Source organism: Solibacillus sp. FSL H8-0523, assembly GCF_038051985.1.
In the GTDB taxonomy this organism is placed as follows: Bacteria; Bacillota; Bacilli; order Bacillales_A; family Planococcaceae; genus Solibacillus.
On sequence record NZ_CP150291.1, the window covers coordinates 315746 to 331255 of the forward strand.

The 15510-nt window shown below is 39.6% G+C and carries 16 protein-coding genes; 7 read left to right on the forward strand and 9 right to left on the reverse strand.

The genetic code is table 11. The annotated features are described in order from the left end of the window. Positions 1-375: 375 nt before the first annotated feature. Entirely contained in the window at positions 376-1032 is a 657-nt protein-coding gene (locus NSQ62_RS01540) for an amino acid ABC transporter permease (RefSeq protein ID WP_341322182.1), read from the forward strand. Next, on the forward strand, positions 1025-1741 hold the full coding sequence (locus tag NSQ62_RS01545; protein ID WP_341322183.1) for an amino acid ABC transporter ATP-binding protein: 717 nt from the start codon (positions 1025-1027) through the stop codon (positions 1739-1741). Before NSQ62_RS01540 ends, NSQ62_RS01545 begins: the two co-directional genes overlap by 8 nt. 309 nt (positions 1742-2050) lie before the next feature. Here NSQ62_RS01545 and NSQ62_RS01550 read toward each other — a convergent pair whose 3' ends face one another. Then, the gene (locus NSQ62_RS01550; RefSeq protein WP_341322184.1) at positions 2051-2227 is read right to left on the reverse strand and encodes a hypothetical protein; all 177 of its coding nucleotides are present in this window, start codon (positions 2225-2227) and stop codon (positions 2051-2053) included. 190 nt (positions 2228-2417) lie between these two features. Here NSQ62_RS01550 and NSQ62_RS01555 point away from each other — a divergent pair, with 190 nt between their 5' ends. After that, complete coding sequence (locus tag NSQ62_RS01555) at positions 2418-2963, forward strand: hypothetical protein (RefSeq protein ID WP_341322185.1); 546 nt, start codon at positions 2418-2420, stop codon at positions 2961-2963. A gap of 61 nt (positions 2964-3024) precedes the next feature. Here NSQ62_RS01555 and NSQ62_RS01560 read toward each other — a convergent pair whose 3' ends face one another. From NSQ62_RS01560 to NSQ62_RS01570, 3 genes are all read right to left on the reverse strand, one after another. Next, complete coding sequence (locus NSQ62_RS01560; protein WP_341322186.1) at positions 3025-3222, reverse strand: YwbE family protein; 198 nt, start codon at positions 3220-3222, stop codon at positions 3025-3027. A 57-nt stretch (positions 3223-3279) separates the two neighbouring features. After that, a complete protein-coding gene (locus NSQ62_RS01565) occupies positions 3280-4203 on the reverse strand; it encodes a membrane dipeptidase (RefSeq protein WP_341322187.1) in 924 nt (307 codons plus the stop codon). A gap of 112 nt (positions 4204-4315) precedes the next feature. Further along, positions 4316-6019 carry an ABC transporter ATP-binding protein gene (locus NSQ62_RS01570; protein ID WP_341322188.1) on the reverse strand — a complete coding sequence of 568 codons (1704 nt, stop codon included), beginning with the start codon at positions 6017-6019 and terminating at the stop codon, positions 4316-4318. A 231-nt stretch (positions 6020-6250) separates the two neighbouring features. On the opposite strand from NSQ62_RS01570, the gene NSQ62_RS01575 reads away from it, so the two are divergent. Next, positions 6251-6877 (forward strand): phosphatase PAP2 family protein, encoded by a 627-nt coding sequence (locus tag NSQ62_RS01575; protein WP_341322189.1) that lies wholly within the window; start codon positions 6251-6253, stop codon positions 6875-6877. Positions 6878-7179: 302 nt separating this feature from the next. On the opposite strand, the gene NSQ62_RS01580 is transcribed toward NSQ62_RS01575, so the two are convergent. Next, positions 7180-7755 (reverse strand): histidine phosphatase family protein, encoded by a 576-nt coding sequence (locus NSQ62_RS01580; protein WP_341322190.1) that lies wholly within the window; start codon positions 7753-7755, stop codon positions 7180-7182. Between the two features lie 456 nt (positions 7756-8211). Here NSQ62_RS01580 and NSQ62_RS01585 point away from each other — a divergent pair, with 456 nt between their 5' ends. The 3 genes from NSQ62_RS01585 to NSQ62_RS01595 all read left to right on the forward strand — a co-directional run bounded on the left by NSQ62_RS01585 (position 8212) and on the right by NSQ62_RS01595 (position 10205). Continuing rightward, positions 8212-8358, forward strand: a complete 147-nt coding sequence (locus NSQ62_RS01585) for a YrzI family small protein (protein ID WP_341322191.1) — start codon at positions 8212-8214, stop codon at positions 8356-8358. A 517-nt stretch (positions 8359-8875) separates the two neighbouring features. Continuing rightward, the gene (locus NSQ62_RS01590; protein ID WP_341322192.1) at positions 8876-9793 is read left to right on the forward strand and encodes an HNH endonuclease; all 918 of its coding nucleotides are present in this window, start codon (positions 8876-8878) and stop codon (positions 9791-9793) included. A 31-nt stretch (positions 9794-9824) separates the two neighbouring features. Beyond that, positions 9825-10205, forward strand: coding sequence for a hypothetical protein (locus NSQ62_RS01595; protein WP_341322193.1), 381 nt, complete (start codon positions 9825-9827; stop codon positions 10203-10205). A 231-nt stretch (positions 10206-10436) separates the two neighbouring features. Here the strand turns inward: NSQ62_RS01595 and NSQ62_RS01600 are convergent, their stop codons facing one another. From NSQ62_RS01600 to NSQ62_RS01615, 4 genes are all read right to left on the reverse strand, one after another. Then, on the reverse strand, positions 10437-10922 hold the full coding sequence (locus tag NSQ62_RS01600; RefSeq protein WP_341322194.1) for a hypothetical protein: 486 nt from the start codon (positions 10920-10922) through the stop codon (positions 10437-10439). A gap of 495 nt (positions 10923-11417) precedes the next feature. After that, a complete protein-coding gene (locus NSQ62_RS01605) occupies positions 11418-14288 on the reverse strand; it encodes a DEAD/DEAH box helicase (RefSeq protein WP_341322195.1) in 2871 nt (956 codons plus the stop codon). A gap of 21 nt (positions 14289-14309) precedes the next feature. After that, a complete protein-coding gene (locus NSQ62_RS01610; protein WP_341322196.1) occupies positions 14310-14699 on the reverse strand; it encodes a (deoxy)nucleoside triphosphate pyrophosphohydrolase in 390 nt (129 codons plus the stop codon). A 618-nt stretch (positions 14700-15317) separates the two neighbouring features. Continuing rightward, the gene (locus NSQ62_RS01615; RefSeq protein WP_341322197.1) at positions 15318-15509 is read right to left on the reverse strand and encodes a DnaB-like helicase C-terminal domain-containing protein; all 192 of its coding nucleotides are present in this window, start codon (positions 15507-15509) and stop codon (positions 15318-15320) included. Between the last annotated feature and the right edge of the window lies 1 nt (position 15510).

Below are 15510 nucleotides of genomic sequence, written 5' to 3' on the forward strand. Positions count from 1 at the left end.
AGCCACTTGCGCTTACGCGAGGCGGCGATGAGTAAGGAAGGTTTGCTCTTTGTTATGGAAGGTAAATTGAATAGAGAGTGTTTTGTTTTAATTCCTAAATTGAGCAAGTATTTAATGGATAGAATTAATGATTGAGTAACTTTTTATAAGAGATAAACTTCATACCAAAGCAGAGTGACGCGGAGCGAAGGCGGCAGACTCCTGCGGGAACAGCACGCGCGGAAAATCCAATCAATTGTGCCACCGTAAGAGGCACGATTGATTTAGTTGGAGCCGTGCCCGCGGAAAGCGTCCGCCGTAGCGCAGAAGAACGGACCCAATTTCAAAGTAACTGTAAATAATAGATTTCATCAAATTGAAGAAAGGAGGGTTACGATGTTTAATTTTGACGCAGTCGTACCCTCTATCCCGTACATTTTAGAGGGGATAGGTGTCACATTACAAATCGTTGTTGGCGCGACGATTATTGGTTTAGTTTTAGGTATACTTTTAGCATTATGCAAAATCGGCAACATCGCGCCACTTCGTTGGTTCGCGAGCTTCTATACATCAATTTTCCGAGGCACGCCATTAGTATTACAATTAATGTTAATTTACTACGCCGTACCGCAAGTATTAGATATGCAGATCGACCCAATTCCAGCGGCGATACTCGCATTTGGTTTAAACTCAGGGGCGTACATTTCTGAGATTATCCGTGCCGGCATTAGCGCGGTCGATAAAGGACAAATGGAAGCCGCGAAAGCACTGGGCATTCCGTACAGTAAAATGATGAAGGACATCATTTTACCGCAAGCCATGAAAAATATTTTACCATCGTTAATGAATGAATTTATTACATTAAATAAAGAATCAGCCATCGTGACAGTAATCGGTGCCATGGATATCATGCGCCGCGCGTACGTTGTCGGTGGTTCGACGTTTACGTATTTAGAGCCGCTACTAATTGCCGGTTTAATCTATTACGTCATGACATTAGTATTATCATTCCTTGGCAAAACGCTAGAAAAGAGGATGAAACGCAGTGATTAAAATTGATAACTTAAAAAAAACCTATGGCAAAAATGAAGTATTAAAAGGCATCACAACCGAAATTAAAGAAAAAGAAGTAATCGCGATCATCGGTCCTTCTGGCTCAGGGAAGTCAACATTCCTACGCTGCATTAACCGCTTAGAAGAACCAACTGAAGGCGTGATTTCGGTTGCAGGCGAGACCGTGACGGAACAAAATGTCATGAAGGTGCGCGAGAATTTAGGCATGGTGTTTCAGCACTTCCACCTGTTCCCGCACAAAACGGTTTTAGAAAACTTAACGTACGCACCGATCAACGTAAAAGGTGTCGCTAAAGAGACGGCTGTGAAAATGGCCGAGGAACTGTTATCAAAAGTAGGGCTTTTTGAAAAGCGTAACGAATACCCGAACCGTTTATCAGGTGGGCAAAAGCAGCGTGTGGCTATCGCGCGTGCACTTGCGATGAATCCAACGGCGATTCTATTCGATGAGCCAACATCAGCGCTTGACCCAGAAATGGTTAAAGAGGTTTTAGAAGTAATGAAGTCGCTTGCCAAAGAGGGCATGACGATGATGATTGTAACGCATGAAATGGGCTTCGCGCGTGAAGTCGCGGACCGCGTACTGTTTTTAGATGGTGGTTATTTAGTAGAGGATGCTCCTCCAGAAGAATTCTTCGCTGCCCCAAAATCAGAACGTGCGAAAGCGTTTTTAGAGAAAGTTTTATAAGTTTAAGCACATCCGCTATTGTGGGTGTGTTTTTTTGATTTGAATTTGGGTTTAATGAGCGGAAATTTCGGGTTTTAGAGCGAAAATGGATTCGTTATGAGCGAAAGGTAAAGGTTTATGAGCGAAAAATGAAAGCTTATGAGCAAATTTCAGAGACTTACGAGCATATAACCAATTATTCCCTTTTTAATTCGCGAAACTTGAGCAACGCAAAAAAGGGCATCCTAAAAATTACTTTCAGGACACCTTTACAATTATTACTTTGGATACGTCTGACACACATGTCCCACTTGCCCGTCTGTTTAAGAGCTAGTTCCAGGCTGTGCGTTCACTTTGCCGCTCGTTTTTAATGGCTTTTCGTTTTTCATCGGCAAGAGCCGGGTCGTGGTTTACCTCAGCACCAAATTCTTCTTGTGGGCTTTTCTGATTCTTCCGTTGAACTTGTAATTTATTATTTGCAGTTGATTTGCTACGATTCGTGTCCATAGTGATTCCCATCAGCCTCCGTTATTTTAAAGAATACTTCATTTTAAAGTTTGGCCAATTGGAAGGATTTTATGAATTTAAACGGAAGTTTTTAAAAATGTATACGCACAAAACGTTATGTTCGATTCATTTAACCATCATGTGAAATCATACGTAATACTAGACCACAAAATGAAAGTAGGGGCGGCGAATGAAAAAAAGTTTTTTTATAGGAATGGTAGGGGCAATGCTTTTGGTGGGCTGTGACAATTCGCAGGAAACCACTACAACTAATACAGATTCAGTAGCGGTTGAAGTACTGAAATCGAGTATGGAAAAACAAGTAACAGAACTACAGCAGCGATTAGATGAACTGCAACTACGGCTCGATGCAGTGGATGAAGAAAACGGCGATCAGGGGTTGGCATTATATACACTGAACCACATCATCAACGCGACATCAGATGTGGAAGCTAAGTACGGCTACATTGAAAATATTTCAGAAAATAAGGTTACGGTGAAAAGGGTAGAGATGGTAACGGATTCAAGTAGGCCTAACGGATATCGAATAGATGAGTTGAATCAAAATGAAGAGTTTTTGTTAGATGAAACGATGCTGTACTTTGTTGTACATGAGGTTGCCCCAGAGTTGGTCGACTATACTGAATTTAAACAGCAGGCAGTGGGCTCGAAGTTATTTACGTTTACAATCGTTGATGGCAAGCTGCTCGTTATAAAAGAGCAGTATTTGCCATAAGCGCGTGGAACAGAGTTGGCGATAAAAAAACAAAGCCCACATCGCGCGGGCTTCGTTCATTTTATTTCGGATATGTCTGACAAACGCGTCCAACTTGTCCATCTGTTAAGCGCACTTTAATGCCGTGTGGGTGAAAGCTCGAGTTTGTTAATAAATCCTTCACAATCCCGCGCGTAGTTGTACCTGTGCGTTGGTCTTTTTTTAAGACGATATCGACTTCTAAACCAGCGAATACATCGCTGCGATTTTTTCCGTTCATTGTGTGGCTCCTTCATACTGTACTGTTTTCTTAGTATAGCATGAACGGTGCAATACGCTACTTCGGCAGGTGATTTAAAAAGTTTTGATAACAAAAGCCGCGCACCTCTTCCTCACGGTAATACTTCAATAATTCATTCACCAAATTCTGATGCATACCGGCATGCTCAAGTCCGGTAACCTTCGTTGAAATCCCGTCAAAATCAGAGCCAAGGCCGATTAAATGCTTGCCACCAAGGGAAGCAATGTGATCAATATGATTGATTAAATCCCGCAGTGACGCCTGTTTTTGCCCATTGATAAATTCAGGGAAATACACGACATGCATCGGCGCATTTTTTGAAATCATCGCACGGATTTGCGCATCGGTTAAATTGCGCTCGTGCGGATAGACCGAAGTCGCATTAGAGTGTGAGGCAATCACATAATCCGCATGCTCCATCACATGCCAAAAGCTTTGCTCGTGGAGGTGCGTGACGTCAGTGATAATTTTGTGCTCGTTGTTCAGCTTGATAATGTCATGGCCAAAACTTGTGACACCGCGCCCTAAATTGCTATGTAAACCGTCTGCTGCTTCATTTGGAACGTTCCATGTTAAGCCAATTGCTAGGACGCCAAACGTGTAAAATTCATACCAAAAATCAAGGTTGCCACCGAAAAAATCCACGCCTTCAATCGTTAAAAACGCGCCAATTTGACCGAGCTGTAACGTATGAAAGTCCTCCCAATTTTTTAGTTGCACCATGTTCGTATTTGCTTCGATTAGCGCTTGGAAATGCGCGACTTGCTTGTAGGCAGCCACACGTTTTTCTTGTAGTGATAACTCAGGTTCAATAAAAATCGCAAACGCCTGCGCCATGACATTGCCAGCTTGCAACTTCTCATAGTTCACATCTAAAGTAGGGGCGTTCGTAAAATTATTACCCCGTTCAAATAACCGAAGCAAGGCATCACAGTGCAAATCAATAATCGGTATTGCCATCCTTATCACCATCCCAGTAATTTTCTCCATTATATAGAATATGCAAACTTTTTCCAAAAAATTATTAAAAAAAGCCTCACGCTAGATGGAATTCTAACGTGAAGTTAATGTGTTAAGCGTGATGCAATCCGGCGAAAATACCGCCTTTTGCAACAAGCTCTTCGTATGTGCCTTGCTCTTCGATGCCGTTTGGTGTGACAACGAAAATATAATCTGCATCGCGAATCGTTGCTAAGCGGTGCGCGATAATTAACGTTGTCCGGTTTTTCGCTAAATCGTTTAGCGATTGTTGAATAATGCGCTCTGTTGCCGTATCGAGTGCCGATGTCGCTTCATCTAAAATTAAGATTGGCGGGTTCTTTAAGAACATTCGTGCAATCGCCAGACGTTGCTTTTGACCGCCTGATAATTTCAGACCGCGCTCACCGATTTCCGTTTCAAAGCCGTCTGGTAGGTTTTCGATGAACTCCAGTAAGTTCGCCTGCGCTGCCGCGGTTTGTATAGCCTCAAAGCTTGCGCCGAGCTTGCCGTACGCGATGTTTTCACGAACCGTCCCAGTAAATAGGAAGACATCCTGCTGTACGGTACCGATTTGCTTACGCAGGGATTCTTGCGTAAGGTCACGGATATCATGACCGTCGATTGTGATCGAGCCATCTGTTACGTCATAAAAGCGCGGGATCAGTGCGCTGATTGTTGTTTTTCCTGAGCCGGATGGACCAACGAACGCAATCGTTTTCCCAGCTTCCACGTTAAATGAAATATTGTTTAATACTTGCTTGCTGTCGGCGTAATTAAAGCTTACGTTATTAAACGCAATATTCCCGTTTAAATGCTTCACTTCAATGGCATCAGGGCGGTCGGTAATCGTTGGCTCCTGGTCGATTAAATCACAGAAACGCTTAAAGCCTGCCATGCCTTTTGGATACAATTCTAGGAGTGCGCTAATTTTGTCGATTGGCTTAATTAAGACACTCGTAAATAAAATAAAGCTCGCAAATTCCCCGTAAGAAAGTTGGTCATTATTCACCAGCCAAGCCCCGACAACTAACACAACTAATGTCAGTAGGCGAGTTAAGATGTAAATGCTTGAATGCGTGCCGGCCATTACTTTGTAGGCATAGATTTTCGCCTTGCGGAACAGGGCATTTTGTTCTTTAAAACGCTGCTTCTCAAATGCCTCGTTGGTAAATGATTTAACAACGCGAATCCCCGAAAAGCTGTCCTCCACGCGGCCGTTGACGTTGGCAATCTCGCCATACATCACCGTCCAACCTTTTTTCATGCGCTTGTTGCTTAAATACATAACCACAATTAAAAACGGCACGAATATTAAAATGATCGTCGCCATTGTGGCATTTATGTTGTACATAATCGAGAACGCCCCGATGAACGTCATAATCGCGATAAATAAATCCTCAGGACCGTGATGCGCAAATTCGCCGATATCGAACAGGTCATTCGTAATGCGGCTCATTAAATGCCCGGTTTTCATATTATCGAAAAACGTATACGGCTGGCGCTGTACTTGATTGAACAGCTGCTGGCGCATATCGGTTTCGATATTGACCCCAAGCTTGTGGCCTAAATAGTTCACGATAAAGTTCATGCCGGTACTAATAATGTACGTTAAGAGTAACAGCGCACTGATTTTGGTAATCATCCCCCAATCGTTCGTCGGGAGCAGGTCATCGATAAACCATTGCACCGCTAAGGGAAACAGTAATTCTAAAATTGCTACGAATACCGCACTGGAAAAGTCGATGATGAAGAGCCTCTTATGCGGTTTGTAGTACGTAAAAAATCTTGCTAGCATAGTACGTCCTTTCTGTTAAGCGAGGTTAACGTGGTGTAATGGAAATCCATTGTTAAAGAGGATTATAACATTTTTTCGGAGGGCGAAGGAATAGGGCACAGGACTGGAGATTTGCGGAGTGTGCGCGCGGTCGGTTTGAGGGGAAACTTTTAGTCGACAAAAGGAGGGAATTCACGGAAAATAGCGAAAGTACGTATACAAAGTAGCCTGATAGAGAGGGGATAAAATGAGATGAAAAAAGTAGCATATACAGTTGCGCTAATTGGAATGATGGCATTTCTCATTTTGTTAGTGATGTTTGAAAAGATGCAGGCAGTCGATGTACGTGCCGCAGAAATTTTGTATGAGAATCCGGTGCTGCAGTTCTTTCATAGCTACGGGACATATGTGATTATCGCGGCGCTTGTGGCGACAATTGTCTGTTTATTAGTGAAGAAAAATTACCGATTTTTAGTGATTGTGTTACTGACGATTGGTGGGACGATTGCTATTAACCAGCTTGCCAAAAATTTGATCGGCCGAACGCGCCCAGAAACAGCGGGGGACTTAACGAACTATAGTTTTCCTTCAGGTCACACAATGATTAGCTTGGCAATTGTGATGTTATTTGCGTATGTGATGCCGCTTTATGTGAAAACAAGGGGCGCAAAAATTGCCATTTGGGTTGTTGCCATCATTCTTGCGGTAGTAATCGGGCTTTCTCGTGTAGCGGTCGGGCATCATTATTTAACAGATGTACTCGCTGGCTGGGCGCTTGCTTCTTCGTGGGTTGTGCTGGTGATTTATTGGTTTGAGAAAAAATATGGGCTTAAAAAGAAGCATGCGTTTAGCCACATTAATCCATATCCATATGCTTAAATAAGAAGGATCTTAAAGAGCGCTTTCCTAGAATGGTTACGGGTTCTCTTTTGAATCACAAACGAGTAGCTTACTAAATCGACATTGATTTGGTAGGCTATTTTTTATTGATTTAATAGCGCTTTTTGTCTTACAGTAAATTAGAGACCCAATTAATCACTAACGACTAGATATTCTCAACCGTTTTTTCAATGAGATAAAAGGGGGGATTCATAGGGAGATTTTAAAATAAATTATTCAGCATGATTTTATGCAATAAACGATTCAAATAATATTCCCTAAAATACTATACACTCATTGGTTCAACAAGTAATTTGAAACCAATCTGTTTCTTGCAGGAAATCTTTTCTTGAGAGTCTTTGACCAGAGATCATTTGGCGATAGGAAGTAATTGTACCATCGTGTGATACGATATATATCTTTTCTTTTTGTCGTCGCTTACAATTCACTATGAATTCTTCAGCAAGTTTTATGAATTGTTTTTCAGGTAAAGTATTTATGCCCTCAGTCCAAATATTTCGAGGGGCTTTACGATCAATTTCAAATGTAGGATAAAAATCCAAAATTGCTTCTAAATCAAGTATTTTATCACAAGGTAATGTGCTACAACTTGGGCGAATTGGAAATATTCTAGGAGACACTAATGGGCTTACAATTTTACGACAGTCTATATTTTCACTCCAAATGTATGCAGTTTCTAATGTTCTTCTAATAGGGCTTATAAAAATAATATCATTATTGTTTAATGGAAGTTGATTTCTTAGAAGTTTTGCTTGTTCAATCCCTTTAGCAGTTAATGCAGGGTCTTCTATATGTAGGCTACTAGGTATTTCTAATGTATGTTCTCCTTCACCGTGACGAATAAACACTAACTCCATTTAAACACTCCTTTTAGCTTATTATCAGTACTTTATTGGTTATTTACCCACTTATTTTAGATATTACCTTCCCTTAAAAAATTAGCTAACTAACAATGTAAAAGTAGCAAAGAGTCACTCTAATAATTAACATAATGAGGTAAATTAACCAAAATATGTTTACAAACAACTTGAAGATAGATATACTTACAAAGTAAATAAAAAATTCTTAAGGAGGTCGAATGAAATGATCATTATCGTTAAATTGATGTCAGTGGTAGTTACAACTTCAGTAAAAATGAAAATCACACATTCGACTAGATCGGAATGGATCGCTTAAGGTTTTTTTGTAATTAAGCATACCCATACCGCAGGGAGAAGTGTGCCCCTGCGGTATTTTTGTGCCTTTTTTTACCGTAGGGGAGTCTCTCTACGGTTTTTTTCATTTTTCAGGGTATTTTAAGGAGGTGATAATAAATGATATTAAACATATTTTCTCTCACGATAACTATTACAAAACGTGAGAACTCTCTTGAGAAAACACTTCATAATGAACATGCGAAAAAAATCTCTGAAGAGAACAAAAGAAAAGTAGAAAATTATATGCGTACTCGTCAATATTAATTTTGTTAATTAAAAAACATGAAAAGGTGGGAATTGAAATGATTTATATGAGCAAAAAACGTCATGCAGTTTTATGGGTTAAGAAAGATTCAACCTAGCCAACAGATGAAGTAATATAAAGTGACAATATAGCTATTTATTTTTAAAATCTCAGTAAAGCTAACCCGTTCTAGGACGGGTTGCTTCAGGAGGAAATGCGAATTACAATGTTAGGTCTAATTCTACAAAGCGTAATTCCTCGATACTAAAAATTGAATTTGGCAATCTTTAATTGCTTAAATCCATTATTCTGCCCGTTAGTAAATAAGTTCAATAAAAAAGGCATTAATCCTTCTCGGATCAATACCTTCTTTCATTGAATATGTCTAACAAATGGGGTGCAGTTCATGTTTGGTAACATTTTCATGTGTTTATTATAGTAACTAGATTCGACAAATTTGGTGTCTGAGCGAAATTCGCTATGAAATTTTCGATCAGTGATAAACTAATAAGAAAAGCAGTTAAAGGGTGTTCGGGGATGAATTTTTATATAGTCATGCAAGGCAAAACATATGAACAGGCGAAGGAAACAGGCGTCGTGTGGTGTTCGATTTATGATACGAGTGGGCAAACGCCGCATTCGTGGGAGCGTATGACCGAAGTCAAACAGGGTGATGCGATTTTCCATCTAGTAAAGGGCGAAATCGTTGCGATGAGTATTGCGCAGGAGGATTGCCAAATTGGCGAAAATCCATTTGATGAGGCAAAAGAGCTCGGCAATGTATTCGCATCAGCGTATGAGGCGCTACATCAGCCAATTTCGATTAAAGCGAACTTTGCGCAAATCAAACCGCTACTACCGGTCAAATATTCGCCATTTCAGCATAACGGCGACGGCAATCAGGGCTTTTTATATCCATGCAACGAAATGCTGGCGATCAAATTACTCGAGCTAATGAGTGATGCCAATATTTACGAGGAAAACGAAGAGCAGCTCGAGTTTGCTATCGGGCCCATTGCACAAAAAGAACGTCATACATTAGCACCGATTTTAATTGAAACGGAAGCCGAGGCGAAAGTGAAAATCCGTAAAGGCCAGCAAAAATTCCACAAGCAGCTCGCCCCGTTATGGGATCATCACTGTGCGCTCTGCGGCATTGATTTACCGGAGCTCCTACAGGCGAGTCACTCAAAGCCGTGGAAAGACGCAACGGATGAGGAGCGACTCGATCCGTACAACGGCATTTTACTGTGCAGCAATCATGATGCCTTGTACACGCGCGGCTATATTGCCTTTGACGGCACAGGCAAGATCCATATTTCACCGGAAATCGCGCCGATTGACTATGTGAAATACGGCATTCATGACAAGATGCGTGTAGCGCGAGTTGAAGAGAATAAGAAGTATTTTAAGTGGCATAAGCGAGAGGTTTTTCGGGGGGAAGTAAAAGAATAGTGGCTTTTATTAAATAAGGGGTGAGTACCTTATGAGTTATGTAAAATATGAAAGTGAATATGAAATTACATCTGAAAAAAGCATTAAAGTTTTTTGGTGTTTAGGTGATGGAGATAATGGTGAAATTGATGATACGTATGGTTTAGAAATTCAAGTTGATGAGTTTATTGAGCAGGAAGATTATTTAACTGGTATTAATTGCTTTTCATTTGGTTATGAATCATGGTCTTATAAAATTTGGGAGGAATGGGGAAGATTTATCGAGCATAAAATTCAAGACATTCCGAAGACAGCGCAGGGATTTGAAGAATTTTGTAATTGGTTAATTGAATTTGATTGTAATTATACTAGATCCGAAAATCATTTAAAGGACCTTGATAAAATAAAGGCTATCATTGAAGTAAATAAATAACATTAATAAAACGCTTCTACAAAGGAAAATCCCTGTAGAATAACGGGTTCGGTTGATGGGGAGAAAACGCTAAAACGCACTTCAATTACCACCCTAATCAGCATATGATTTGCACTATAATTAACAGTATAAATAGCAAAAAAAAACGCACAGTGTTGTCTGTGCGTTTTTACTTGCTATATTTTATTGTTGTAATTTGTTCGACAATTGCGCCCAATTGATGAAAGGAAATCACTCTATATAGTCAATTAACTTTGCAGGAACTTGTTCAAAAATATAAACTTCAGGGTTATTAAAAGGCTTATTTTTCAAATAATCTGCGAGAGTGTTCATACTTGACCAATAATTTTTCACTAAATCTTCCTTTGAAGGCAATCCCTCAATCATACGCCCTTTGCCACCATCATACATGTCCTCAATATAAGCAAATAAATCACTTGATATATCTCGGTTAAAAACCAAAATTTTCTCACTAAACACTGGGAATCGATAGTGGGGACTATCGTCAACTTCTAGGTCTACTACGAAAGCAACTTTAAAATCAATCCATTTCGGTAAATTTACTGGTCTAAAACGGTCCGTTAAATCTGGAAATAGATTGGCACTATTGGAATACCACTTAGTTGCTGTCTTGTGATTTAATCCTTCCTTTAAAACGGTTTGGGGACTTATATTTTCGTAGAAATCACGGTGAATAACCATATGATATAAAAACAAAAGAGTTCCTCCTTTTTAATTATAGGTTTCTTAAAAAACTTAATTAAACTACCGTTTTACCTCCGACATTCGAAAAAATTAAAATAACCGGTTACAACAAACTAATTTCTAGAGAAAAGTTTACAAAAGTCCATTACCTGATATTTAACTAAATGGAATACTTTAACTATAATCTATTTTGCCATAAAAGGGCTCTCTTCCCTTCAATAAATTTAACTATTTCGAAACTTATTTTTATAACAACTACTTTTTAACAAATTAACAGAGTTTTAACAGTATAATTAACACTGTAATTCGCAACGGAACATAATTTTATGCGGTGTTGTGAATTACCATGCTAATAGCTATGCCAATTCACCTGAATTTTAAGTCAAAACGTTGATATAATAACAAAAACAGGGACATCAATTCATATGCGAATTGCGTCCCCAATTGGTATGCTATTTAATGTTTTCTCCCCGAGTTCCGAACCCGTTCCCTGTAGAAGCGTTCTTTTTATTCTTCAACTAAATAATGATAAATATCGTATTGAATTGGCTGCTCTAACACCATTTCCATCGTTACAACAGGGTGGTAAGCACCTTTATCGAAAATTTTATCTTCTTTTGCAGAAGTTGGATTGACCGTTCCGCGTCCAAGATAATAGAAGTCCTTGCCCTCACCGTTATCCTTTTTCACAAAGAGGTAAACATTTGTGCCGTTTGCAACAGAATTGATCAGAACTTGCATCTCTTTCGATTTAATATAGCGATTTTTAGTGGAGCACCATCTAAAGGCGTCAGTTGCTAAAAATTCATCCATATATTTTGTTTCAGTATCATTGTCATCATTTTTGTGATAGTTTACGAAAATTGGGAAGTCACCGCTTTTCGGACGACCGCCGTTTAGTGTACCTTCTTCGTTTTTATCCCAATCTAATAAACGACATACTTCACGGCGCGAATATTTTTCATACAGCTTAAATGGCTCATGATTGTCATAGTTCGCATTCTTAATAAATGCACATGCAAGTAAATCCATAAAGTACTGTTTGAAATTCGAATCTTGAAGTGACAGTTCGAGTTCTTCATTAAAACGGTAGTGTGAATCCATTTTAATAATGACAGGCTTTTGGCCAAATTTCTTTTTATCAACGTCTACGAAAAATTGTAGAGAAAAGACATTTTCAATACCCGCGATTGTGTCTTCGGAAATATAGGCATTCTCTTTTTTTAAAGCTGAGATGTATTCTTGTTCAGAAATGGATTCATTTTCTGCTAACAGCTTTAATAGCAAAATTTCATGAATTCGTTTGCCGGATAGAAAATCTTTACCGATTAGTGATAGCACTGATTTTTCGTAATCTGTAATTGGGGCAATATCTGCCTTCATTTTTAATAAGAATTCATAATAAGTCGGAATATAACCAATAATTACTTCTGGATCTAACGAATTTTGTTCAATAAAATCAGCTAATAATGGAATGCGCCCAATGCGATTTTTCACTTCTAAATAGCTATCTTTCAGTGTTTTTAACGTTGAGAGATTGGTATTCTTAATTGCATCGAAAATTTGTTTCTTTGCGATTTCCTCAAAGTTAATCGTTGAGATGCCTCGAATATAATCGGTATTTACCGTATTTCGGCGAACATTATCCTTATTCATCGTTTTATCACCTGAAAGGGCAATCGGAATTAAATAGTTGTTTTTATAGTTGCCGATAAAATCGATAATCGCTACATAATCTTTAGTGTCATGCTTTCGCAAACCGCGACCAAGCTGCTGAATGAAGATAATGCTTGATTGTGTTTGGCGTAGCATGACGATTTGATTTAAAAATGGGATATCAATGCCTTCATTAAAAATGTCTACTGTAAGAATATAGTCTAACTCACCAGTTCGAAGTTGCTCGATCGCATGTTCGCGTGTTTCCTGTGAATCCTCACCAGTCAGGGCACATGTTTTCAACCCACGATGATTTAATATTTTCGAAAGCTCACGGGCTTCTTCTTTTTTACTACAGAACATTAATCCCTTCACGCGTGTTCCTGAAAAACCATAGTAGTCGATTTTTTCAAGAATATGCTCGACACGCTCTTTGACAATCAGCTTTTGTAAATCAGCAGTTTCGTCAATGACTTCCTCATCTTTTATATAATCGGTTACACCGAAATAGTGAAATGGGCAAAGCATGTCTTCCTCTAATGCTTCTTGCAGACGAATTTCATAGGCAATATTGTAATCAAATAGCTCATAAATATTGAAGTTATCCGTACGCTCTGGTGTTGCGGTCATGCCGAGTAAAAATTGAGGCGTGAAATAATGAATGATTTTCAAATAAGATTCAGCACCAGCACGGTGAACTTCATCGATTAAAATGTAATCGAAATGGTCTTTTGCGAATTGCTGTAAATAAGGATCGCGCGACATGGTTTGTACGGTAGCGAATAAGTAACGGGCATCCGTATTTTTCGACGTGCCGGATAAAATTCCGTAATCCTCATCGTTACCTAATAAAATTTTGCGATAGTCTGCCATAGCCTTTGTTAAAATTTGCTCGCGGTGTACAACGAATAGTAATCGCTTTGGCGCGGCATTTCGCACATCAAATGCGGAAAGATAGGTTTTTCCTGTGCCGGTCGCAGAAATAATGAGCCCTTTTTGAGCACCAGCTGCACGTAAGGCTTTTAATTGCTCTAATGCAGCGGTTTGCATTTTATTTGGTTGGATTAATAGGCTATCTTTTAATGGATTTGTCACATAAAGCGGCGTGGAAGCAACTTTTGAAGGCTGCTGCATATTTTCTAAATAAATAGGCTGATAAGACGCAATCCATTCTTCAGAGAGAATCGTTGCTTCGCTCCATGCTTGTTCATATTGATTTTTGAAATGCTGAATTATTTCGCCGTTTTCTAATGAATTTAAATAGACATTCCATTCGTAATTGGCTTTTAAAGCACTATCGGTAAGGTTTGAACTCCCTACGATTAATGAATAATACTCTTCGTGCTCGAAAATATAGCCCTTAGAATGAAACCCTTTAATATCCGTAATTCGCACATCTACATTTGTTAGCTTTAGCAGCTCTTTAAACATTTTTGGCTGATTGAAATGCAGGAAAGTAGATGTTAAAATGCGACCCTTAATCCCTTTTTTCTGCAAATCATAGAGCATCGTTTTTAATGTAGCGAGACCACCTTCAGTAATGAATGCAACAGAGAAGGTGAACGACTTACACGTTTTCAATTCTTGTAAAAGAGTCGTTAATACATTTTCATGTGTTTTATTGGATAACAATTTTGGTTTAAAGTTTGAAGAAACAGCTCTATTTTGATCGATAAAACCTCTATATAAAGAGTTTTCAAGCTTCTTGATAATCTGCTCCATAAGCAATGCCACCTTAACTAATTATTTTCTTAATTTTTCAACTGCTGGTAGATCTGCTGGTGCAAATTCAAGTTCATGAAGAGCATCACGTTTTACCCATTTTGCTTCGGCATGTTCAAGTGCTACAGGAGTACCCGCGATGATTTTTGCCATATACGTTTCTAAACGAACAACGAACGTGCCGTAATCATATGTAGTGTCTTCTACTTTATCGCCAACTGAAATCTCACAAGTGAATTCTTCCGAAATTTCACGTATCAATGCTTGTTGTGGTGTTTCATCGGCTTCGATTTTTCCACCAGGAAATTCCCATAAGTTCGGTAGTGACATTTTCGGGCTACGGAGCGCACAATAAATTTCTTGGTGCTCATTTTCAATAATTGCGCCAACAACGTGTACTTGTTTTTTCAAAATCATCCATCCTAACCTTCTGTCTATTGTTATGTTGATTATAACATCTTCAATAGGAATATTTTCATATGAAATTCCTCCAAATATGTCAAAACCCCCGAACCAATCTAGGCTCAGGGGTTTCCTCATCTTATATGAAAATCATATGCCACCCCAACCCTCAGCACCCCGACAAATACCGGGAATTCCATCAGTCGCGCCTTTAAATCCAGAAAGTAAACCATTTCGCCTGAACCAAGCAGTAACTCTTGAAAGCGGTATTCCTTGTACACACGATGCCACTTTACGGCGAGGTCACCGAAATGCTGCTCGTGTAGCTTTTGTGCAGCAACGGGGTTTTCGGCAAAGTAGAAGGCCTACTTTTTTTCGTCATGGCAATGGAATTCCTTTGCCTGTGTGGCGTAGAGCTTAATGCGGTTGATGCCGAGCACGTCCTGTTGCTCCATGCGCCTGAGCTTCTCGAGTTCGGCATCGGTAAAGGGCACATCGTTAATGCTTTCGATGGGATCGTGCTTTTGCGGTAGCCCTTTGTTAGTGCGAGGTAAATCCGGTAGGCACCGAAGTTTTGTTCATGCTTCACCATGTCCATGAGCAGCAGGTAGACGGTTGTTGGCTGTGTCATGGGCGCTTGTTGCCGCGCGCTTTGACGTTGCGGTTTAGCTGCGACTGGCAAACGATAGGGCAATTGAATTCCTTGGCCATTTGCTTGAGACTGCGGCTTGTTTTACTTGTAAAAATCGCCGAAAACTCCTGGTCATTTACCTCAAGCATCGTCCCTAAAATGCTTTGCTCCAAAAACGCCTTTTTCATG